Below are 21795 nucleotides of genomic sequence, written 5' to 3'. Positions count from 1 at the left end.
ATGGGCTGGCTGAGCCGGATCTTCGGAAACGGGCTCCCCGAAGGGTTCCCGGCGCGCCCGGAGCCGGGGGAGAACGTGATCGCCGCGGCGGCGGTCGAGGGCGGCGGGCACCTGCTCGTCACCTCGCTCGGCCTGTGGCTCCCGGACGGCGAAGGCGCCCGGCGCGTCGGCTGGCACCTCGTGGCCAAAGCGACCTGGGCCGACGGCGTCTTCACCCTGACCGAGTCGGTGGAGGCCGAGCGCGCCGGCGGGGTCGTCGTGCTGAGCGACCTCGAGCCGGTGCGGTTCCGGCTGCCGGACCCGGGCAAGGTGCCGCAGCAGGTGCGGCTGCGCGTCGACGGCTCGGTGCGCACGCGCCACCGCCACGAGCTGCCCGGCGGCGGCGCCTGGTTCGTGCAGCGCAAGGTGCCCGGCCACGACGGCACGGTGCTGCAGGTGCGCCCCGACCCGGGCACGGACCCGGCGCTGGTCTCGGCCATCGCCGAGGAGGTCGCGGAGAAGCTGGCGGGCCCGCGGAACTAGCAGTACGCTCGTACTTAGTACGGCTGTACTGTTTACTGCGGAGGTGGACGTTCCATGTGGGATCCGGCCAAGTACCTCGACTATGCCGACCTGCGCGCGCGGCCGTTCCACGACCTGATCGCGCGCATCCCGGCCACTCCCGCCCGCCGGGTCGCCGATCTCGGCTGCGGCCCCGGAAATCTGACCGTCGACCTGGCGAAACGCTGGCCCGACGCGGTGCTCGAGGCGTCCGACAGCTCCCCGGAAATGGTGGCGGCCGCCCGCTCACGCGGCGTCGACGCCCAGGTGCTCGACGTGCGCGACTGGACGCCGCGGCCGGACACCGACGTGGTCGTGTCCAACACGGTGCTGCAGTGGGTGCCCGGGCACCAGGACCTGCTGCGCCGGTGGGCCGGGCAGCTGCCGGCGGGCGCGTTCCTGGCCGTGCAGGTGCCGGGCAACTTCGGGGCGCCGTCGCACCGCATCACGCGCGAGCTGGCGGGCTCGCCGGAGTGGTCCTCGCGGCTGGGCACGCTGGTGCTGCGCGAAGACGAGGCCGTCGCGGATCCGCAGGCCTACGCCACTCTGCTGGCCGACGAGGGTTGCGCGGTGGACGCCTGGGAGACCACGTACCTGCAACGGCTGTCCGGCGAACGCGCCGTGCTGGAGTGGATCACGGGCACCGCGCTGCGCCCCGTCCGCGCCGCACTGGACGACACGGACTGGGCCGCCTTCCGCGAGCAGCTCGCCCCCTTGCTGGACGCCGCCTATCCGCCGCGTCCGGACGGCACCACGTGGTTCGAGTTCCGGCGCATCTTCTTCGTCGCGCAGACCCCGCCGCGCTGAGGCCCTCAGCGCCGCCCGAACTTCTCGCTCACCTTGGCGCGCGCCACCCCGGCGGCGCCCTGGACCATGGGATGGTCGACCAGCTTGCGGTAGGTGCGCACGATCTGCTCGTACCGTCCCCGGCCGGCCTTGGTGCCCAGCACGTACCCCAGGCCCACACCCAGCAGGAACTTCTTCATCGCCGGCCACACCTCTTCCTCAGTCGGACTCCCGCCCCCCATTGTCCAGCAAACCGCCCCCGGCGGGGGTGATCGGCTTCGGTGGGGGGTCCTGTCCGGCCGGCTCAGGGCGTGCGCTAAAGTTTTCCCATCAGCCGGAGAGATCCGACTGAGAGCGATGATCCCCTGTAGCTCAACTGGCAGAGCATTCGGCTGTTAACCGGAGGGTTCTTGGTTCGAGTCCAAGCGGGGGAGCAAAGCCCAGGTCAATGGCCTGGGCTTTTTTGCTGTCCGGGTTCGTGCGGTGTCGCCGGGCGGACCTGGGTATGTTCGCGGACAACTACGCGAAACGAGGAGATCGTGCGGATGAGCGAGTCGAGCGGTCGTGACCTCTGGCGGCCTGGGCAGGACTGTCAGGCCGTGGCCACGGCGCTGGCGTTGGGCCAGGACGTGGATCGGATCCACGGAGCGCCGTGGGGTGTGGTCGGAACCCTGGGTGACAGCATTTGCTATGTCGGCGTGAACGACAAGGTCGATGCCATCCACGCCGCCATGGGGCGCCGGATCGCGGAGCGGGACCTGCCGGTCCGGTTGCTGGCGCCGAACTACTCGGGCGGGATCTCGGACGGGCAGCGCAACGGCACACCGCAGATGCGCTACTCCCTGATCGGCCGGGAGACGACCAACGACGGGCTGTCACTGCACTTCGAGGGCAGCGACATCCGTGGCGTGGTCGCCGTCGTCGCCTGTGACAAGCCGCCCGTCGGTACCACCGCGGCGATCATGGAACGCAACGTTCCCGCCGTGGTGCTCTCGGACGGCTCCATCCGCCCGGGCACGGATCCGCTGACCGGCGAGACGATCGACCTCGTCAGCTGCTTCCAGGTCGCGGGAGACCCGGATGCGGCGAAGCGCGAGCGCTGGGCCCGCAATGCCTGCCCCGGGCACGGCAGCTGCGGCGGGATGTTCACCTACAACACCATGCAGACTTTCATCGCGCTGCTGGGGCTCGAACCGCTGCACATGGTGTCGCCCGCGTCCGAGGACCCGCGCCGGACCGAGGTGTTCCCCGAGCAGCTCGTGGACTGCCTGGAGATCATGACCCAGCGGGCCATCACTCCCCGCGACCTCGCGACGCCCGCCGCGTTCCGCAATGCCACGATCGTGGCCATCGCGATGGGCGGATCGACGAACGTGCTGCTGCACGCGCCCGAGATCGCCCGGGCCGCCGGGATCGACTTCTGGGCCGAGGTCATGTCCCAGCAGGAGTTCAACCAGCTCTCCCGGACCGTGCCGGTGCTGATCAACGCCCGCCCGTTCGGGAAGTACAGCATGGTGGACATCGACGCGGTCGGCGGTCTTCCGGTGATCGTCAAGGAACTCCTCGGCAACGGCGTTCTCGACGGCTCGACGCTGACGTGCACCGGCGAGACCCTGGCCGAGCAGGTCACGCGCCTCGACCCGCCGGCGCCGGACGGCGAGGTCGTCCTCAGCGTGGCCGCGCCGTTCAAACCGACCGGTGGCCTCCGCCTGCTCTCGGGGAATCTCGCCCCGAACGGCGGTGCGGTGATCAAGCTGGCCGGTGTCGAGACGGGCATCGTGGACAACCGGTTCGTCGGCCGGGCACGGGTGTTCGACAGCGAGCAGGACCTGCTGGGGGCCCTGATCGACACGCCGGACGTATTCGCGGATCGGGACATGGTCGTCATTCGCTACGAGGGGCCGCGCGGCGCGCCCGGAATGCCGGAGATGCTGGATCCGACCTCGCGCATCACCGCCCTGTGCCGGCAGAAGGGGATCTCTGTCGCGCTGATGACGGACGCGCGCTTCTCCGGCGGATCGGTCGGCCTGGTCATCGGGCACGTCGGGCCGGAGGCCGCTCTCGGTGGGCCGATCGCGTTGATCGAGGACGGGGACACGATCACCGTCGACCTCGACCACGACACACTCGACTGCGCCGAACTGGCCGACTCGGCGACGTTCGAGGCGAGGCTGCGGCGTTGGCAGGACGAGGCCGCCTCCCACGGCGGCGAGCATCCGCTCGTCCGGCCGGTCACGACGCGATTGTTGCGTCGCATGCGCGCTGCTGCCGCCACGGCTCTGGAGGGCGCCGGGATGGCCACGCCTTCCGGTACCCAGCACTGAGTTCACGGGTTCTCGGAACGGAGGCCCCGCGCTGCCTCTCAGGGCTGCGGGATTCGGTGGCCCGGCTGGTGATGCCTGATCGCGGGTCGTGTCGCCGCGGTTGCTGCGGTGGGTGACGCCGGGCAATCAGTGCGGATGCACGCTGAGGGAGCCTCGGCTCGGTGGCCCCGAACGTCGGCGTTCCGGCTGTTTGGGTCTGCGCCGTGGAAACCTGGGTAGCGAAACGAAGTGTCGTCACGCTGACGTCGGTCGTGCTGGTTGCCGGCCGCGGTGTCGTCCATCGCCATGACTCCGACGAGTGGTGCGCCGCCGTCCAGCAGTTCGGCCCGGCCACCACCGCGCCGCCTGCTGTCCCCGACGGGATCGACTTCGATCTGGATTCCGGTCTCGGTGGCACCATGCACGGCACGGTCACCCTCAATGGCACTGTCACCATCGAGACTCTCAGCGCACCAGCATGGACAGGTCGACGGCCTGGGCCATTGCGCGGTAGCCGGCGTCGTTGGGGTGGAGGTGGTCGCCGCTGTCGTACTGGGGGTCGTATACCTGGGGGTCCGCGGGGTTCGCCACGGACGCGGCGAAGTCGGCCGTGCCGTCGAACTCGCCGCTGTGCAGGATCCAGTCGTTCACTGCCGCGCGGGTGTGTTCGCCGTCCTCCGACCAGTAGAGGGCGCCCTTGAACGGCAGCAGGGTCGCGCCGTAGATCCGGACGCCGGCGGCGTGCGCCCGGGCGATCAGCTGCCGATAGCCGGCGATCAGGTCGGCCGGCGAGAGGTGCGGCCGGGTACCGAGATCGCTGGCGCCGATGTCGTTGACGCCTTCGAGCAAGATGACGGCCCGCACTCCCGGCTGGCCCAGCACGTCGCGGTCGAACCGCGCGAGTGCGCTGACCCCGGACAGTCCCGAGTCCTGCAGCACCTGGTTGCCGCCGATGCCCTCGTTCACCACCGACAGCGTCTTGCCCTTGCGCTCGTGCAGCCGCCGGCCCAGTTCGTCCGGCCACCGGTCGTTCGCGTTCATCGCCGAGTTCGCGCCGTCGGTGATCGAGTCGCCGAAACCGACCACCGAACCGACCACAGTGGACGGTGCCGCTACGTCGACCCCACTGGCGAACAACCAGCACGGGATCGTCGCCGGGTAGCCGCTGGAGTCCTCGGCGGCGGACCAGTCGCCGGTCTTGGACACGAAGTTGTCCTGCTGCGCCGACGGGTGCTCGGTGGCCGGGCCGCTGAACCGCGGCACGTACACGCTCACGGCGAGTTCCTGGCGCGCCCGCACCGGCATCTCGAGCCAGTCGCTGACCACCGACGAGCCGGGCACGATCGTCACCGCGTTGCTCCCGCCGAAGGTGAGCGGGTGGCTCGAACCGGGCACCAGCTGCGCACCGGAGAGGACCACGCCGATCGACGAGGCCGGGACGACCAGCGGCGACGTGCCGAACTGGTTGCTCAGCCGGACCCGCACCTTCGACCCGTCGACGCTCGGGTAGACGACGTTGCGCACGGTCTGGTCCTGCAGCCCGCCGTCACCGCCCGGGCAGCCGAACAGGGTCTGCCCGGCGACCGGTGCCGCCGCCCAGGCGCCCACCGCCGGGACCGCGGGCCGGGCGTCGGCCGGAACGGCGGCCGCCAGCGAAAACGCGGTGACGCCGACGGCCACCGCTGCGAATGCTCTTCTCATTTCGGTCTTCCTTCGGGTCGCCGGGAACCGCGGATTGTTCAGGTCGTGCGACGCGGGAGGTTGAGGCCTTCCGCCACGAAGCGCGGCCGCCCGGACGAAAGGGCCCGGCTGGGCCAGGAGACCGTCACCGCGGCGGTCTCGCCCGGGAGCAGCCATAGGTAGTTCTCGCTGCAGCGCAACGGAAGCACCCGCTGATCGGTCCGCGCGTCGCGGGCCGAAAGGCGGAGGCCCGCGGTGACCGCGCGGCCGGTGTTGCGCACGGTGACCACCGCTTCGGAACGGTCGCCGGCACGGCGGGCCGGGCCGGTGCGCAGGTCGACGTCGGTGGGGGTCCGGGCCAGCTCCCGCGCGTCGGCCGGGGTCCGGTAGCGCCAGTAGACGTTGTGCGAGAGCTCGGTGCCGTCGTGCCCGACCAGGCGCAGCCGCAACAGGTGCAGGGGTGGCAGGGCCGCGGTGAAGGGCACGGTGAACGCCGCCGAAACCGAGGATGCCGGTACCGACAGCGGCGCGGTCAGCGGGGCGCCCAGCGACCGGCCGCGCAGGTCGAGCAGCTCGGCGTGCACCGTGGCGCCGTCGAGGGGCTGCGCGGTCTGGTTGACCGCGTGGACCTGCCAGTCCGACAGCCGCGCCTGGACGTGCAGGGGTTCGCAGCCCTTGCGGGCGCCGTGGAAGCTGCCGTTGGTGTCGAGGTCGTAGTCGTAGGTCTGCCAGACCGTGCTGTGGTGCGCCGGGTGGGACATCCACAGCAGCACGCCCGATGCGTCGTTCCACAGGGCCGCGTTGTAGGCCTCGAAAATGGCGCGCATGCTCTCGTAGTTGACCAGCTGGGCCTTGGCGCAGAAGTCCTCGAGCGAGGACGCGGTCCCGAACCGGTCTTCGATCGCGGCGCGATAGGTGTCGGGGTTCTGGCCGCCGCGGGTGCACCAGTCGTGGTTGAACCACACCGGTCCGATCGGCCAAGCCGGCTGATCGCCCGCGAGGTGCCGCATGCTTTCCGCGACCGGCACGGTCGGCAGGCCGATCTCGGTGTGGAAGCCGTAGCTGCCGATCGAGTACGTGTCGCCGTCGAAGTAGCGGGCGGGGTCGATCCAGGAGTACGGCCCGTGCCCGGTGACGACGCCGCCCGCGGAGTTGCCCTGGTACCACAGCTCCGGCTGTTCCCGGGCGAGCAGGGCGCGCAGCCCGGCGTCCATGGCCGCCGGCGGGTCGCTTTCGTTGGTGGCGCACCACACCGCGATCGAGGGGTGGTGCCGGTAGCGCACGACGGTGTCCGCGGCGATGGCCAGGAAGACGTCGTTGTCGGGCGGGAAGATCGCGTCACCGGCCCAGAAGTCGTTCCACACCAGGATGCCGTTCTCGTCGCAGGCGGCGAAGAACTCTTCCCGGTTGCTGGCGCCGACCCAGTTGCGGATCATGGTGAAGTTCATGTCGCGGTGCAGTTCGACGGTGTCGGCCATCCGGTGGGGAGCACGCGGCGCAGCAGCTCGTCGAAGCCCCAGTTGCCGCCCTTCGCGAACACGCGCACCCCGTTGACGCTGATCTGCAGCGGGGTGCCGGCGTTGCTGACCTGCTTGACGTCACGCCAGGTGCCGCCGTCGTCGGACACCTGCACGGTGAAGGTCAGCGCGTACGCGGTCTCCCAGGTGAGCACGACGCGGTCGAACGCCGTCGGCACGCCGAGGTCGACCTGGATCCACTGGTCGTCGGAGTACCCCGAAGACCAGCGCGTGTCGTCGCGGCCGTCCACGGCGTTCGGGGCGGTGTCGTTCGCGTTGTCCTCCGACGACGCGGTCGCGGTCTTCGAGCGCGCCAGATCGGGCCCGGAACCGTCCACAACGGACAGTGTCCACAGGGAAATCCCGTAGCCGGTCGCGCGCTTCCCGCCTTGGATCCGCACGTGCCGGGCGGTGGTCCGGTCGAATTCGACCGTCTGCGGCGGGGAGTGGTCGGTGGCCGGGTCGATCACGATCGGCTGGGTCGCGGCGTAGCCGAACTGCCGCAGGCCCGTGCGTACCGTGCGGCGGTCGCTGACCCGGCCCTCGACGGTGGCGGTCGTCGTCAGCGGGTGCAGCGTCGGTTCGCCGTAACCGTTGGGCCACCACAGTTCCGGCCGGGCCAGCCGCAGCGCCGGGTCGGTCGCCGGGCTGAACGTGACGTCGGCCCAGGCGCCCGCCGCGACGTCCACCCGGCGGTCGGCCCGCGCGCCGGCCAGCTCGATGGCGACGGTCACCGAGAGAGTCCCGGACGAAGCGTTGCGCACCGGGACGACCACCGTCACTTCGGCGACCGTGGTGTCGGGCAGGTTCGGCAGCTTGGTGTCGACGCGGGGTTCGCCGAGCACGGCGTCGCCGGTCGAGCGCAGCCGGACGTGGTTCCAGATGCCCGCGCCGCGGTCGCGGACGCCGGGCATCCAGTCCCAGCCGCTGATCGAGATGTAGCCAGGCAGGTCCTTCTGCTCGGCGTTGGAGTTCAACGTCGAGACGCCGTCGGGGCCCTTGTCGCCGGGGTTGCCCGGGTGCGGCATCGGGTCGATCCGCACGGCGAGGGCGTGGGTGCCGTGGCCGTGCAGGGCCGCGGTGATGTCGAAGGCCGCCCGCGCCACGGGGTGGGTCAGCTCGCCGGCGGAGACCCCGTTCACCCATGCCTGCGCGTGGTGGTCGACGCCGTCGAACTCCAGCCAGACGCGGCGGCCCGCGTCGAACCCGCGGGGCAGCGTGAACTCCCGGCGGTACCACCAGCTGTGCCGCGACAGTGCTTCCGGCGCACGCATGTTGCCGAACCCGTTGGTCGGCTCGGGCAGCTTGCCCTGCTCGACCAGTGCCGTGTGGACGGTGCCGGGCACGGTCGCGGGCAGCCAGGCCGAGGTGTCGGCACCGGCGCGGGCGAGCGCGGGCCCGTCGGCGCTCACGCGGGAGTCCATGGTCAGCGCCCAGCCCGACTCCAGCGGGACGGTGCCGTCGTCCGCTGTGGTCAACGCGGGCGGCGGGCCGGGGTGCCGGCCCCAGTCGGTCCACCCGGTGGCGGCCGGGCGGGGGCGGCCGGTGCGCCCGTAGACCTCGAACGCGTTGACCCCGAGCGGATTGACGTTCGCTTGTGCCGTGGCGGAGAGCCGTACCCAACGGGCGGTGACCGGCTTGTCGAGGGTGATCACCACACGGCCGCCGGGGCTGCCGGTGGCCGCGTGGACGGTCTGCCAGGCGCGCCCGTCGGCGGAGACGTCGAGGGTGAACGCGACCGCGGAGCTGGAGAGCACTTCCCAGCCGGTGGTGTCGAGGAACGGGTTGATGCCCGAAGCGGGCGTGAAGGCCGGGTCGGTGGCGGTCGCCTCGAACACCAGGACCACCGACTCGACGGTGCAAGGCGCCTGCAGGTCGACGGCGAGCCACTGCGGGTCGCCCGCGCCGGCGCGCCAGCCAGAGCCGCGGACGCCGGTCTCGGCCAGCCCGTCGACGGCGAACCACGCCGGCGTCGGCGCGTACGCGGTCGAGGACACCGACACCGGCCGGTAGCGCGCGAGGTCGGTGGCCGGCGGGCGGGCTTCGGCGGCTTCGGGCAGTGCGGCCGGGATGCCCAGGCCGGCGAGCAGGACGGCGTTGGACTGGAGGAACCGGCGGCGGGAAACATCGCTCACGGGGCGGGACTCCTTATCGGGACAGCTGGAGGTCGACGAACCGCGGCCGGTTGTTGTCGATGTTCGCGTAGAGGTCGGCGAGCTTTTCGCTGTTGGTGTTGTAGGAGATGACCAGGTGCCCGGGGCGGCTGATCTCCGGGTGCGCGGCGACGTTGTAGGTGTAGCGGCCGTTGCCGGCCTCCGGCGCGGTGTAGACCGTCTCGCCGCCGGTGAACGGGCCGGCCGGGCTGGGCGCGTGGTAGGCGTGGATGGTGCTGGTCAGGCCCGAGTCGAACGTCGTGAGCAGGTATTCGCCGCCGACCGGGGTCACGCCGAAGGAACTGCCGACGTTGCCGAGCAGCCGCGCCGACGCCGCCGGGTCGCCCGTCCAGCCGGTCGCGGTGCGGAACTGCCAGGGCCCGTCGAGCCGGCCGAGCGGGGCGCGGGCGAGGTGCAGGTACTTCGTGAAGCCGTCGCCCTCGACGCCGTAGATGTAGGTCCACGCGCCGTCGCGCATGAGCTCGGTGCCCCATTGGACCCCGCCGGCCGACGGCACTTCGGCGAGCTTCTCCAGCCGGAACGTGAACGGGTCGAGGGTCGCCAGCTTCGTGCGCGTCCAGGCGAAGTTGAACGGCGGCGGGCCGTCGGTCGGCGCCTGCTCGAACTCGATCACGCGCAGCTTCCCGCCGTCGACGATGCCGTCGCCGTTCCAGTACCAGTGGTCGTTCGGCGCGCCCGGGCTCTGCGGGGTCGGGCCGACGAGTGACTGCGGGTGTCCCGGCGGGCCCGGCGCGATGGTCGTCAGCAGGTGCTTGGCGTCCGATGTGGACAGTACGGCCGAGTTGTGGGTGAACGGCGCCGACTCCGGCAGGCTGTCGTCGGCGCGCACCGGTCCGAAGAACGTGTCGTTGAACAGCCACGCGACCAGCCCGGAGGGCAGCCGGGTCGAGTAGGTGCCGTCCGCGGCCGCCCAGCCGACGCCGGGGCGGCGGCCGAAATCCTGCCAGCGCTGGGTGAGCGCGGTGTCGGCCTGCGCGCCGACGATCCGCAGCGGCCGGCCGGTCGCGGCGGCCGGCCCGGCGAGGCCGAGTGAAACAGTGAGGGCGGCGCACAGCGCCAGGGTGCGGCGGGCGATCATGGGCCGGTCCTTTCCGTGGTCAGCGGTGCCCGAGCAGTTCGAGTTCGGCGATCGACGTCTTGGCGGCGCCCGGCGCGGCGGCGACGTCGAGCCGGTAGTACTGGTAGGCGCCGCTCTGCGATGGCGTGAAGACGCGGGTCTGGTTGCGCCACAGGAACTTCTGGTCCTGACGCCGGTCGAGCGTCGTCCAGTGGACGCCATCCGCGGAGCCGGACAGGGTCCACGTCGCCGGATCGACACCGTCGGCCGGGCCCGCGGTCACCGTGTACTGCTCGACCCGGTGCGCGGCCGGGAGCGTGAAGCTCACGTTCCCGCCCGTCGCGGGCAGATCGGCGACGGTGGCGGAAGTGTTGTCCGTGACCGCGGCGGTCGTCGTGGTGCCCGGCGCGGCGAAGTCCTGTTGCGGGGCGGCGTCCGCCGACGGTGGCGCGTCCTGCGGCCCGGTGCCCCACCGCGACGGCTGGGGACCCATCAGGAAGTCGATCCGGCCGCCGTTCGCGAGGTCGTCGTGGTTCACCCAGGTACGGCTGCTCGGGCGGCCGTTGACCGACATCGCCTGCACGTAGACGTTGCGCGCGGAGTTGCCGGACGCGGTGATGGTGAGCGTGCGGCCGTTCTCCAGGTGGAGGGTCGCCCGGTCGTAGAGCGGCGAGCCGATCGCGAACGTCGGCGCACCGCTCTGCAGCGGGTAGAACCCGAGGGCGTTCATCACGTAGAACGCCGACATCGAGCCGTTGTCCTCGTCGCCGGGGTAGCCCTGGCCGATGCCGCTGCCGGTGAACGAGCGCGCGAGCATCGACCGCACGAGACCGGCGGCCTTCGACGGCTGCCCGGCGTAGTCGTACATGTAGGGCACGTGCATGGCGGGCTGGTCGTTGTAGGCCCACTGGCCGAACTGGTCGTCACGGGACTCGAACATCTCGTGGTACGGCCCGCCCCAGCCGCCGCCGTACTGCGCGGTTTCCGGCGTGGCGAAGAACTGGTCGAGCTTCTTCGCGAGTCCCGCCTGACCGCCGTAGAGCCCGGCCAGGCCGGCGCCGTCCTGCGGGACGGAGAACGCGTACGTCCAGCCGTCGCCTTCGGTGTAGTCGCCGGCGTTCCAGTCGAGCGGGTTGTACGTCCCGGGCGCGTGGGCCCACTCACCGGCGGTGTTCTTGGGCTGGAAGAAACCGGTTTGGGGCTCGAAGATCTTCGCGTAGCCGGAGGAGCGGTCGAGGAAGTAGTGGTAGTTGGTCAGGTACTCGTCGCGCCGCGGATCGCTTGGCTTGGCGGTGTTGTAGAGCTTCAGCGACATCTGCGCGATGCCGTAGTCGGCGATCCAGTCTTCCAGCGACGCCGACGCGCTCGAGCCCGTTTCGGCCGGTGTGTAGCCGAGGAACGTCGTGTGCTGCACGTCCGGGCGGCCGGTCAGCCCGGACGAGGGCACCATCGCGTCCTTCACCGCGGCTTCGTAGGCCGAGGCGACGTCGAAGTTCGTGACGCCGCGCAGGTAGGCGTCGGCGATGGCGACGTCCGAGCTGGTGCCGCTGAAGCCGAGGTAGCCGGGCGCGGTCCACTGGCCGACCCAGCCGCCGTCGCGGTACTGCTGCACGAACCCGTCGATCATCTGCCCGGTCAGGCTCGGGTAGAGCAGCGAGTCCAGCGACCACGCGCTGCGGTAGGTGTCCCAGAACCCTTCGTTGGCGTACGGTCGCCCGCTCTTGATCGCGGACCCCGTCGTGGTCGGTGTGTTCGGCCCGGCGCTGCCGGAATACGGGCTGGCGTAACGGTAATCGGGCCGTCGCGCGTCGCCGGTGTTCTCGGCCAGCTCGTTCGGGTACAGGTTGAGGCGGTAGAGGCTCGAGTAGAGCGTGGTCAGCTGGTCCTCGGTCGCGCCGTCGACGGTGATCACGCCGAGCTGCCGGTCCCACGTCCGCTGGGCGTCGGCGCGGACCTGGTCGAAACCGCGGGCGCCGACCTCCAGCTCCAGGCTGTGCTTGGCCTGGTCGACGCTGAGGAACGAAGTCGCGATCCGCATGGTCAGGGTGCGGTCGGCGCCGAGGCCGAAGCCCGCGTAGGCCGCGGGGCCACCGCCGCCGGCCAGCGAGCCGGACGCGGTCATCGGGCGGTCGAAGGTGGCGTAGGCGAACATCCGCGGCGCGCCCCAGAAGCCGCTGACGTCGGAGAACCCGGTGACCACGCCGGCTGCCCGGTCGAGGGTGAGGCCCGAGCGGCCGTCCACGTTGTCGAAGATCAGGCTGTCCCCGCCCGCGGGGAAGCGGAACCGGAAGACGGCGGCGTGGTCGGTCGGCGTCATCTCGGTGCTCAGGCCGTTGTCGAAGGTGACGCCGTACCGGTCGGGACGCGCGGATTCGTGGTCGTGGCTGAAGGTGAGGGCCCGCTTCGCGCGGTCGGCGGTTCCGGGAGTGTCCGAAGTGGACGGCATGACCTGGAACGTCTGGTGGTCGCCGACCCACGGGCTCGGCTCGTGGCTGACGGAGAAGGCTTGCAGCGCGGGGCGTCCGGCCGGGGTGTTGTCGCGGGAGTACTGGTAGAGGGTGCCGGTGGAGGACGCGTCGGTCATCGGCGTCCAGAAGTTGAAGCCGTGCGGCAGCGAGGTGGCCGGGATGGTGGCGCCGCGGGAGTAGTCGCCGGAGGAGTTGGTGCCGCGGGTGGTCACGGCGCACTCGGTGACGTGCCGGTCGGCGCACGACCCGGCCGGGCCGTCCGCGATGGCGAGGTCGTCGACCCAGCCGGCGAAGTGGGCGCGGTCGCCCGGCCCGGTCCAGGTGAGCTGGATCCGGACGACGGTCTTGCCGGCCGCGACGGCGCCGAGGTCGGCGGTGACCTGGTTCCACTGTCCGGTGTGGAGGGTCTTCGCCGCGCCCTGGGCCGGCGCGGTGAGCCGGACGCCGTTCTGGTCGGTGACGGGCAGGCCGCTGAGCTTCGAGCCGTCGGTGAACTGCAGGTCCACGGCGGCGTAGGTGCTCGGGTAGGTGGTGTCGTTGCCGGTGAACTCGGGGAAGACCACGTACGACAGCCGCGTGGTGCGCCCCACCGGCACCCGGACGTCGTAGAGCCGGTCGGTGACGGTCCCGCCGGCGCCGGTCTGCCAGCCCTCGTAGTGCAGGGAGCGGGTGCCGCTGAAACCCTGGTGCGGTTTGACGGTCGGGCCGGCCGCCGGACCGTCACCGACTTCCGCGGTCATCCCGGGGGTGCCGCCCTGGCCACCCAGCGCGATTTCGGCCAGCTGGAGGTGTGCGTCGCCGTGGTTCGCGGTCACGGCGAGCCGGTACTGCCGGTAGGCCCCGGGGTGCGCGACGGCGAACACCCGGGTCTGGCCGCGCTGGGTGAAGTCCTGGTCGCGCCGGTCGTCGACGGTCTGCCAGCGGGTGCCGTCGGCCGAGCCCTGCAGGGTCCAGGCCTTCGGGTCGCGCGCCGGGGTGTCCCCGGCGGAGGTCAGGGTGTAGGTGACGACCGCCGTCGTGGTGCCGAGCGCCAGGGTCAAGGTGCCGCCGGTGGCGGGAACCTGCCAGCTGGTGGCGGGGTCGTGGTCGACCGCGGCTCCGGGTGCGGTCCCGTCGCCGCTCACCGCGGCCGGCGCGGCCGCCGCCGGCAGAGCCGCGCCCGGGACCACGTCGTGCGCGCCCGGTTCGGGAGTGCTTTCCCAGGACAGCGCGGGATCCCCGGCCTCGAACGAGGACCGGAAGGCGGAGCCGGCCGCGCCGGCCGGTGTCGCGGCGAGCAGGCTCGAGACGATCAGGGCCGCCGCGGCGGCAACCAGCGGTCGGTGGGGGACAACGGCCACGGCGGGCTCCCTCGTGGATCAGCCGGGCGGTCGGCCCGCTGGGGTGACAACGTTGGCAGCGGCGCTAAGTGTCGGCCGCGGTTGTCAGCGTTGTCAACGCTCTGAACAGGACAGAAACCTGGCCAACAGTGCTTCGGGAAGGTCGCCGGATCGGCCTGGATCAGCGCAGGGTTGTGCCGCGGCCTTCCCCCGAGCCGCGGGGGACGAGCGTGGTCGGCAGGACGACTCGGCGCGGGCGTGACCGTTCGCCGTCGAGACGCGCGAACAACAACCGCGCGGCCTGGCCGCCCAGCTCGCGGACGTCCTGGGCGACCACCGTCACGCCCAGTGCTTCGGCGAGCTCGGAGTCGTCGAAGGCGACCAATGCCGTCTCCGGCGCGCGGGACGCCGCGATGGCCCGGGCGACGCCGCCGACGATCCGGGGGTTGTCGGCGAAGATCGCGGTCGGGGCGGCGCCGGCGGCGAGCAGTCCGGCGGTCACCCGGAACGCCGCCGCCGAGTCGATCGCGTCGGTGTGGACGGCGTGCGGCTCGAGCCCGGCCGCACCCAGCTCGGCGCGGAAACCCCGCAGGCGTTCGGCGGCCGTGTGCACCGCGGGGGAGTGCCCCACGTAGGCGATGGCCGTGTGCCCCTGCCCGAGCAGGTGCCGCACTGCCTGCGCGGCTCCGGCCGCGTGCCCGGCGAGGACGCAGTCCACCGGCAGCCGCCGCGGTGGCCGGTCGGCGAACACGATCCGGGTCCCGGCATCGAGGTAGGGGCGCAGGTGATCGTGCGCGCGGTCGGCCGAAACGACCACGAGCCCGTCGAGCCGGCGTTCGACGAAGGAGGTCAGCAGCGCGCGTTCACGGGCGGGATCCTCACCCGAACCGGCCACGAGCGTGGTGAACGACCGCCCGGTGCTGACTTCTTCGACGGCGCTGACCATCGCCGCGTAGAACGGGTCGGCCAGGTCCGCGGCGAGCACGCCGATCCCACCGCCGATCCGGTCGGTCCGCCGCAGGCCCACGGCGTACCCGTTGGGCCGGAACCCGAGGCGGCGGATCTCGGCCTGGACCCGCCCGCGGACGTCGTCGCTGATGAACGGGTAGTTGTGCACGACCCGGGAGACGGTCTTCACACTCACCGACGCCGCCATCGCGACGTCACGCATCGTCGGCCGCCCAGTGGGCGCGGGACCCCGGCGGCCGGTCTCCTTCGGCGCGTCGGCCATTTCCGGACGGTACCGCAAGGACGAAGGGGACCGGTGCGTCCGTGGCGTCGTGGCTGCGGAAGGCTGGGCCGGGGGCCCGGATCGACACAGTTCGGATGCCCGATGGGGAGGTTTCCCATGGGATCACCGTGGACAGGATGGAGTGGCAACGGCGATGGACTTGCTGACCGACGGGGAACTGCCCGCGAACTTCGCCTACCCACCGGAATTTCTTCGGGTGGTCGAACTCGGTCTCACGCGCCTGGAGCCGTGGTGGATCATCGACGGAACACTGCTGAGAACCCTTGTGCACGGGCTTGTTTCCGCTTACCCGTCACGTCGTCTGGTCCTGTTCGCCAAGCGTGAGGACCGGGATGACGTGGCATGCTGGGACCTGGACCTGGGAGATGTCGCCGTCGTCCACATGGGTGCCGCTGTGGGGTGGGAACAACGTGGTCCGCGCTTCCCCGACTTCAATTCCTGGCTTCTGCAGGCAGTGAAGGATCTCATCGAGCACGGAGGCTGATCTAAGGCGATGCCTTTCTCGGCCAAGGCCCGAGGGTGCCTAGGTCGTTTCTCGCCGGGCTGAGAGTGGCGGCGGACGGCGCCCTGTCCGGCAAAAAACGCTTCGCCGTCAAGTGATCCCGGCGCTCAGTGCCACTACCGCGGCTTCCCCGCGAGAGCTGATTTCCAGCTTCTTCAGCACGTTGGCGACGTGGAATTTGACCGTGCTCTCCGTGATGCCGAGGCGCGCGGCGATCGCCTTGTTGCGCAAGCCCTGGGCGACGTGGCGCAGGACTTCGAGCTCGCGCCGGTTGAGCCGGGAAAGTCCGGGGGCGTCGGTGCTCTCGGCGGCGACGGCGAGGGGGAGTGCGATCGTGGCGCGGCTTCCCCAGCCCGGCACCGCGTCGACGTCCACGGTGGCGCCGAGGGCTTTCGCCCGGCCGGCCAGCTGGAAACGCAGCTCGTCGGCGTCGAGGCGGCCGGACTCCTGGTCGCGGATGTCCAAGCGCAGGAACGAATCGTCGCACGACCACGCGATGCGCAGCCGGGCCAGGGCCGGCTGCGCGGTGAACGCCAGCACCGCGGTGCCGGTCATCGCGCGCGCGGCGTGCGCGAGCTCGCCGGTCAGCGGGCCCGCGTCCTTGGCCGGCGGCACGAACTCCAGTTCGGCGTCGTGGTGGCGCAGCACCTGCCGGACTTCCCGGCGCAGCCGGGTGAAGGCGGCGTGGGCGGGCTCTTCCGACACGGCGAGATCGGCGGCGCGCGCGGACCGCAGTGCCACCAGCGCGTCGGAGGCGGCTTCGGTCGCGGCGCGGCGGGCGCCCTCGGCGTCCAGTTTGGTCGAGCGCAACGCGGTCAGGACGGTGACCAGCGTTCTTTCCTGTGCCGCGGCCATTTCGACGATGGTGCGTGCGCGTTCACTCGACGCCGCGAGGGATTCCGTGAGGTAGTCCGGGCTGGCCTGCGCGACCTGCTGCCGGATGGAGGTCGCGACGATCCCGAAGAGCCCGGCGAGCAGCGCGGGCCGCGGGACCGGTTTCGGTGCCGACCGGGGGAGCAGCACGAGCAGCGTGCCACCGGGATCGTGCGCGGACCAGACCGTGCGGGCCGCGCCGCCGCCGAGGCGCGCGGTCGTGCCGACCGCGGGGCCGGGCCGGATGGCGGCCTTCAGCTCTTCGAGCTCGGCGATCGTGATCTTGCCGGTCAACGCGGCCTCGCCGGCGACTTTGCGCGGCCGGCCGGTGCACTCCCGGGTGAAGATGACGAGCGCGCGGTGCGGCCAGACGTCGGCGAGGAAACGGGAGAACCGCCCGGCGATTTCGTGCAGCGGGCCGTCGACGACGTCGCGGAGCGCGGGCAGGTCGACGGCGGCGGGGGAGTGCTGGTCAGCGGGCATCCCGGTCAGCCTAACCCGGCGGCTACCTGGTCGGAAGACCAGTAAATCCTCGACTGTCGGGCGGGCCGCCGCCGGCCGCAGCCGGACTAGCTTCGAGATCGTATGCGCTCCGGCGCACGGTTTGTCGCTCGGCACGAAGGAAGAGGAATGCCACAGCAGGTGCGCGGTGTGATCGCCCGTTCGCAGGGCAGCCCGGTGGAATTGGTCGACGTCGTGGTCCCGGACCCCGGGCCCGGTGAGGTCGTCGTCGACGTGGCGGCCTGCGGGGTCTGCCACACCGACCTGACCTACCGCGAGGGCGGAATCAACGACGAGTTCCCCTTCCTGCTCGGGCACGAGGCCGCGGGCACGGTGGAAAGCGTCGGCGCCGGCGTCGACTCCGTCCGGCCCGGTGACTTCGTCATCCTCAACTGGCGCGCGGTGTGCGGCCAGTGCCGGGCGTGCCGGCGCGGGCGCCCGCAGTACTGCTTCGACACCTTCAACGCGACGCAGCGCATGACGCTGGCCGACGGCACCGAGCTGACCCCGGCACTGGGCATCGGCGCGTTCGCGGACAAGACGCTGGTGCACGCCGGGCAGTGCACCAAGGTCGATCCCGCCGTGGACCCGGCGGTCGCGGGCCTGCTGGGCTGCGGCGTGATGGCGGGCCTCGGCGCCGCGGTGAACACCGGCGCGGTCGGCCGCGGCGACTCGGTCGCGGTGATCGGCTGCGGGGGAGTCGGCGACGCGGCGATCGCCGGCGCCCGCCTGGCCGGGGCGACCACGATCATCGCGGTGGACCGGGACGAGCGGAAGCTCGAGTGGGCGCGCGACCTCGGCGCCACGCACACCGTCAACGCGTCGGAAACCGACACGGTCGCCGCGGTGCGGGAGCTCACCGGGGGTTTCGGCGCCGACGTGGTCATCGACGCGGTCGGCCGTCCGGAGACCTGGAAGCAGGCGTTCTACGCCCGTGACCTGGCCGGCACGGTGGTGCTGGTCGGCGTGCCCACACCGGAGCTGCGGCTGGAGATGCCGCTGCTCGACTTCTTCTCCCGCGGCGGCGCGCTGAAATCCTCCTGGTACGGCGACTGCCTGCCGGAGCGGGACTTCCCGATGCTGGTCGACCTGCACCAGGGCGGCCGGCTGCCGCTCGAGAAATTCGTCTCCGAACGCATCGGCCTCGCCGACGTCGAGAAGGCGTTCCACGCGATGCACGCGGGCGACGTGCTGCGCTCGGTGGTGGTGTTGTGAGCGGGGCGCTGCGGATCGAACGGGTCGTCACCTCGGGCGTCTTCCAGCTCGACGGCGGCACCTGGGAGGTCGACAACAACATCTGGCTGATCGGCGATGACCACGACGTCGTGATCGTCGACGCCGCCCACGACGAGAAGGCGATCACCGAGGCCGTCAACGGCCGCGATGTGGTGGCCGTCGTCTGCACGCACGGGCACAACGACCACGTCACGGTCGCGCCCGCGCTCGGCGCGAACCTGCACGCCCCGGTGCTGCTCCACCCCGGCGACCAGGCGCTCTGGGAGCTCACTCATCCCGAGCAGAAGTTCTGGTCCGCGCAGGACGGCGAGCGGATCGCGGTCGCGGGCACGGAGCTGCGGATCGTCCACACCCCGGGGCATTCGCCCGGCTCGATCTGCCTGCACCTGCCCGAAGCCGGTGCCCTGTTCTCCGGCGACACCTTGTTCTCGGGCGGTCCCGGCGCGACCGGAAGGTCCTTTTCGGACTTCCCGACGATCATCTCCTCGATCCGGGACCGGCTGCTCGCCCTGCCCGGCGACACGAAGGTCCACACCGGACACGGCGACGGCACGACCATCGGTGACGAGGCGCCGCACCTCTCGGATTGGATCGCGCGCGGGCATTGAGCCGCGGACCGGCCGGGCACCGTCCGAAACAGACTGTCCGAAACGGACTGCCCGGCCGGCCCGGTCAGGCGGCGCCGATCTCGTCGAGCGGCCGGCCGGTGTCGGCCAGGCGGTCCGGATCGACCGGGCGGCCGGAGCGGATGAGCGCGCCGATCGGTTCGATGACGTCCCAGACGTTGACGTTCATCCCCGCGACGACGCGATTGTCCTTGAGCCAGAAGGCGATGAACTCGCGGCCGGGCACGTCGCCGCGGTACACGACGCGGTGGTAGCCGTCTATGCTGCCGACGAATTCCATGCCGAGGTCGTACTGGTCGGTGTAGAAGTAGGGCAGTTTCTCGTAGACCTCGTCCTTGCCGAGCATCCCGGCCGCCGCGACCACGGGCTGGTTGAGCGCGTTCGCCCAGTGCTCGACGCGCAGATGCCGGCCCAGCAGCGGATGGTAGGCGTTGGCGACGTCCCCGGCGGCGAAGATGTCCGGATCGCTGGTGCGCAGGCTCGCGTCGACCAGCACGCCGTTGTCGACCCGCAGCCCGCAGGCGCGCGCGAGACCGGTGTTGGGCTGGGCGCCGATGCCCGCCAGGATCGCGTCGGCCTCGAACTCCCAGCCGTTGGAGAGCTTGGCCCGCTTGCCTCGTTCGATGTGCTCGACCCGCACGCCGAGGTGCAGGTCGACACCGTGCTGAAGGTGCAGGTCGGCGAACACGGCACCGAGCTCGCGGCCGAGCGCGGGGAGCAGGGGCAAGGGGAGCGCTTCGGCCACGGTCACGTCCAGCCCGGCCTGACGGGCGGCGGCCGCGACCTCCAGCCCGATCCAGCCGGCGCCGATCACGGCCAGGCTGGCGGCGGTGGTGAACAGGCCTTTGAGCCAGTCCGAATCCTCGACCCGGCGCAGGTAATGGACCCCGGCGGCGCCCGGCAGCGTGCGCGGCCTCGCGCCGGTGGCCAGGAGCAGCTTGTCGTAGCCGAGACTGGTGCCGTCGGAGAGCCGCACCCGGTGGGACGCCCGGTCGATGGCGGTCGCGCGGACGCCCGGGCGCAGGCTGACCCCCTGCTCGGCGTACCAGGTCGCGTCGTGGACGTACAGGCTGTCACGGGCGGCATTGCCGGCCAGATAGTCCTTCGACAACGGCGGACGGTCGTAGGGCAGGTGGTCTTCGTCGCCGACGATGGTGATCCCGCCGTCGAAACCCTTGTCCCGCAAAGCTTCTGCCGCTTTCGCCCCGGCCAGGCCGGCGCCGATGATGAGGAACGTCGGCGAGGTCACAGATGAACTCCTTTGGCGATACGTACGGATGCGGGGCGGGCGCCCGGAAACCGGCCGCCCGCCCCGGATCCGCTCAGGTCAGCACCGGGCGGCCCAGCGGCAGCGGGGTGCCGCCCGTCGCGGCGGACAGCGCGCCGGCGAACAGGTACATGCCGACGGCGGTGAAGGCGAACACCACGTAGCCGCCGAGGGTGGTGAGGCCGGTGGACCCGTTCACGGTGCCGAACAGCACGAGCGCGAGAGCGAGGTCGATCAGGCCGAACAGCAGCGTGAACGTCGCGGGCAGCCGCAGGCTGGCCAGCGTCAGCAGGACGATCATGATCAGCCAGGCGATCAGGAACAGGCCCTGGGTGGACACCGCGGCGTCGGGGGCGATGCCGAACCAGTTGTGGGTCAGGCCGAGGACCAGCACCGCGTAGCTGAGCCAGAACCCGGCGAAGATGCCGAACACGGCGGCGACGGCGCTCTGGCCCAGCGCCGCGGCCCACACCGCGGCGACGAGCTGGCCGAGGCCGGTGGCGGGCAGGATGATCGCGATCGAGGCGCCGACGGCACCGGCCGGGACGTATCCGGTCAGCACCAGGCCGAGTGCGGTCGCGCCGACGATGAAGGTCGGCACGCCGATCAGGGACGGGTCGCCCTCGGGCAAGGCCCGGGTGGGCGCCTCGGTGGCTTCGGCAGTGGTCATCGTGTACTCCTCGTTGAGTTGCGATTGATCATCGGTGCGGCCGGGCCGGCCGGCCGCCGCGGGTCAGGTCTGCGGCCACAGATGGGAAAGCTGGGGGTTGTCGTCGTCGATCAGGCGGTGCGCGAGCGCGATCGCCTCTTTCGGATCGATGTGGTCGAACGCGGGAGCCCCCTGGGCGATGCCCTCGAAGACGGTCGCCAGCTCGGTCGCCGCTTCCGCCGACAGAGCGGTGTCGCGGCCGCATTTCACGTAGCGCAGCCGCAGCACGCCCGCGGCCTGAAGCATCAACGAGCCGTAGCTGTCGCCCGCGGCCGGTGCCCGGCCGTCTCGAGCGCCTGATTTCTGGCCTTCCACGCCGACTCCCTTCCTCTTCGCTGATCGGGCGTTTTCGCCGTCAGGCGGCGAGTTTTTTGAGTTCCTTGGCGGCGGCGGCGGGGTCGGGGGCGTTGTAGATACCGCCACCGACCACCGCGACACTCGCCCCGGCGTCCCGCACCGCCCCGATCGTCGCGGCCTTCACCCCACCCGCGATCGAGAACGCCACCCCCGCCTCCCGGCCATCCGCCAGCAACCGGTCAATGCTGTACCCCGGCCGGGCCTGCTCATCCAGACCCGCATGAATCTCCACGAACGACACCCCCAGCTTCGCCACCTCCCGCATCCGCGCCACCCGCCCCTCGGTCACCGCGATCATGTCCGCCACCACCTCCTTCCCATACTTCCGCCCCGCCGCCACCGCACCCCGCACCGTGTCGTCATCCGCCACCCCCATCACCGTCACCACATCCGCCCCCGCCTCAAACGCCAACCCCGCCTCCAACTCCCCCGCATCCGCCGTCTTCAAATCCACAAACACCACCTTGTCCGGATGCGCCGCCTTCACCGCCGACACCGCACCCATCCCCGCCGCCTTCACCAACGGCGTCCCCAACTCCAAAATATCCACAAACTCCGCCACCCGACGCGCCAACCCCAACGCCGAACCCAAATCCACAACATCCAACGCCACCTGCAACCGCATGAC

Annotated in this window: 18 protein-coding genes and 1 tRNA gene; 7 read left to right on the top strand and 12 right to left on the bottom strand. The window is 71.5% G+C overall.

The window, feature by feature from the left end; genetic code table 11:
- On the top strand, positions 1-522 hold the full coding sequence (locus BMY97_RS22425) for a hypothetical protein (protein WP_091619223.1): 522 nt from the start codon (positions 1-3) through the stop codon (positions 520-522).
- A gap of 54 nt (positions 523-576) precedes the next feature.
- Positions 577-1347, top strand: coding sequence for a trans-aconitate 2-methyltransferase (locus BMY97_RS22420; RefSeq protein ID WP_091619221.1), 771 nt, complete (start codon positions 577-579; stop codon positions 1345-1347).
- Between the two features lie 5 nt (positions 1348-1352).
- Here the strand turns inward: BMY97_RS22420 and BMY97_RS47145 are convergent, their stop codons facing one another.
- Complete coding sequence (locus tag BMY97_RS47145) at positions 1353-1526, bottom strand: hypothetical protein (protein ID WP_177231495.1); 174 nt, start codon at positions 1524-1526, stop codon at positions 1353-1355.
- A gap of 161 nt (positions 1527-1687) precedes the next feature.
- On the opposite strand from BMY97_RS47145, the gene BMY97_RS22410 reads away from it, so the two are divergent.
- Together BMY97_RS22410 and BMY97_RS22405 are read left to right on the top strand one after the other, a co-directional pair.
- A tRNA-Asn gene (locus tag BMY97_RS22410) sits at positions 1688-1760 on the top strand.
- Between the two features lie 111 nt (positions 1761-1871).
- Positions 1872-3650 carry a dihydroxy-acid dehydratase domain-containing protein gene (locus BMY97_RS22405; protein WP_091619218.1) on the top strand — a complete coding sequence of 593 codons (1779 nt, stop codon included), beginning with the start codon at positions 1872-1874 and terminating at the stop codon, positions 3648-3650.
- A 444-nt stretch (positions 3651-4094) separates the two neighbouring features.
- Here BMY97_RS22405 and BMY97_RS22400 read toward each other — a convergent pair whose 3' ends face one another.
- The 6 genes from BMY97_RS22400 to BMY97_RS22380 all read right to left on the bottom strand — a co-directional run bounded on the left by BMY97_RS22400 (position 4095) and on the right by BMY97_RS22380 (position 15075).
- Entirely contained in the window at positions 4095-5330 is a 1236-nt protein-coding gene (locus BMY97_RS22400) for an SGNH/GDSL hydrolase family protein (RefSeq protein WP_177231494.1), read from the bottom strand.
- Between the two features lie 38 nt (positions 5331-5368).
- The gene (locus tag BMY97_RS47810) at positions 5369-6787 is read right to left on the bottom strand and encodes a glycoside hydrolase family 2 protein (protein ID WP_218156842.1); all 1419 of its coding nucleotides are present in this window, start codon (positions 6785-6787) and stop codon (positions 5369-5371) included.
- Positions 6754-8961: a discoidin domain-containing protein gene (locus tag BMY97_RS47805; protein ID WP_218156841.1), complete on the bottom strand. Its 2208-nt coding sequence runs from the start codon at positions 8959-8961 to the stop codon at positions 6754-6756. Before BMY97_RS47805 ends, BMY97_RS47810 begins: the two co-directional genes overlap by 34 nt.
- Before the next feature lie 13 nt (positions 8962-8974).
- Entirely contained in the window at positions 8975-10078 is a 1104-nt protein-coding gene (locus BMY97_RS22390) for a glycoside hydrolase family 183 protein (RefSeq protein WP_091619216.1), read from the bottom strand.
- A 19-nt stretch (positions 10079-10097) separates the two neighbouring features.
- On the bottom strand, positions 10098-13865 hold the full coding sequence (locus BMY97_RS22385; protein WP_091619214.1) for a GH92 family glycosyl hydrolase: 3768 nt from the start codon (positions 13863-13865) through the stop codon (positions 10098-10100).
- A 160-nt stretch (positions 13866-14025) separates the two neighbouring features.
- Positions 14026-15075 carry a LacI family DNA-binding transcriptional regulator gene (locus BMY97_RS22380; protein WP_218156840.1) on the bottom strand — a complete coding sequence of 350 codons (1050 nt, stop codon included), beginning with the start codon at positions 15073-15075 and terminating at the stop codon, positions 14026-14028.
- Positions 15076-15229: 154 nt separating this feature from the next.
- Here BMY97_RS22380 and BMY97_RS22375 point away from each other — a divergent pair, with 154 nt between their 5' ends.
- The gene (locus BMY97_RS22375; protein ID WP_091619212.1) at positions 15230-15580 is read left to right on the top strand and encodes a hypothetical protein; all 351 of its coding nucleotides are present in this window, start codon (positions 15230-15232) and stop codon (positions 15578-15580) included.
- A 108-nt stretch (positions 15581-15688) separates the two neighbouring features.
- Here the strand turns inward: BMY97_RS22375 and BMY97_RS22370 are convergent, their stop codons facing one another.
- Positions 15689-16954: a helix-turn-helix transcriptional regulator gene (locus BMY97_RS22370; protein WP_091619210.1), complete on the bottom strand. Its 1266-nt coding sequence runs from the start codon at positions 16952-16954 to the stop codon at positions 15689-15691.
- Between the two features lie 147 nt (positions 16955-17101).
- Between BMY97_RS22370 and BMY97_RS22365 the strand changes: the two genes are divergently transcribed.
- Both BMY97_RS22365 and BMY97_RS22360 read left to right on the top strand, forming a co-directional pair.
- Positions 17102-18187, top strand: coding sequence for an S-(hydroxymethyl)mycothiol dehydrogenase (locus BMY97_RS22365; RefSeq protein WP_091619208.1), 1086 nt, complete (start codon positions 17102-17104; stop codon positions 18185-18187).
- Positions 18184-18816: an MBL fold metallo-hydrolase gene (locus BMY97_RS22360; protein WP_091619206.1), complete on the top strand. Its 633-nt coding sequence runs from the start codon at positions 18184-18186 to the stop codon at positions 18814-18816. The genes BMY97_RS22365 and BMY97_RS22360 overlap by 4 nt, the downstream gene beginning before the upstream one ends.
- Positions 18817-18880: 64 nt before the next feature.
- On the opposite strand, the gene BMY97_RS22355 is transcribed toward BMY97_RS22360, so the two are convergent.
- From BMY97_RS22355 to hxlA, 4 genes are all read right to left on the bottom strand, one after another.
- Positions 18881-20083 carry an NAD(P)/FAD-dependent oxidoreductase gene (locus BMY97_RS22355; protein ID WP_091619204.1) on the bottom strand — a complete coding sequence of 401 codons (1203 nt, stop codon included), beginning with the start codon at positions 20081-20083 and terminating at the stop codon, positions 18881-18883.
- 73 nt (positions 20084-20156) lie between these two features.
- Positions 20157-20771, bottom strand: a complete 615-nt coding sequence (locus BMY97_RS22350; protein ID WP_091619202.1) for a GPR1/FUN34/YaaH family transporter — start codon at positions 20769-20771, stop codon at positions 20157-20159.
- 63 nt (positions 20772-20834) lie between these two features.
- Positions 20835-21125 (bottom strand): hypothetical protein, encoded by a 291-nt coding sequence (locus BMY97_RS22345; RefSeq protein WP_091619200.1) that lies wholly within the window; start codon positions 21123-21125, stop codon positions 20835-20837.
- A gap of 40 nt (positions 21126-21165) precedes the next feature.
- Positions 21166-21795 (bottom strand): 3-hexulose-6-phosphate synthase (hxlA, locus tag BMY97_RS22340; RefSeq protein WP_245787438.1); only part of this gene is annotated, 630 nt, incomplete at its 5' end.

Origin of the sequence: Amycolatopsis saalfeldensis (genome assembly GCF_900110575.1) — a bacterium.
GTDB classification, from domain to species: Bacteria; Actinomycetota; Actinomycetes; order Mycobacteriales; family Pseudonocardiaceae; genus Amycolatopsis; species Amycolatopsis saalfeldensis.
This window is presented reverse-complemented; position numbering and strand designations above follow the sequence as displayed.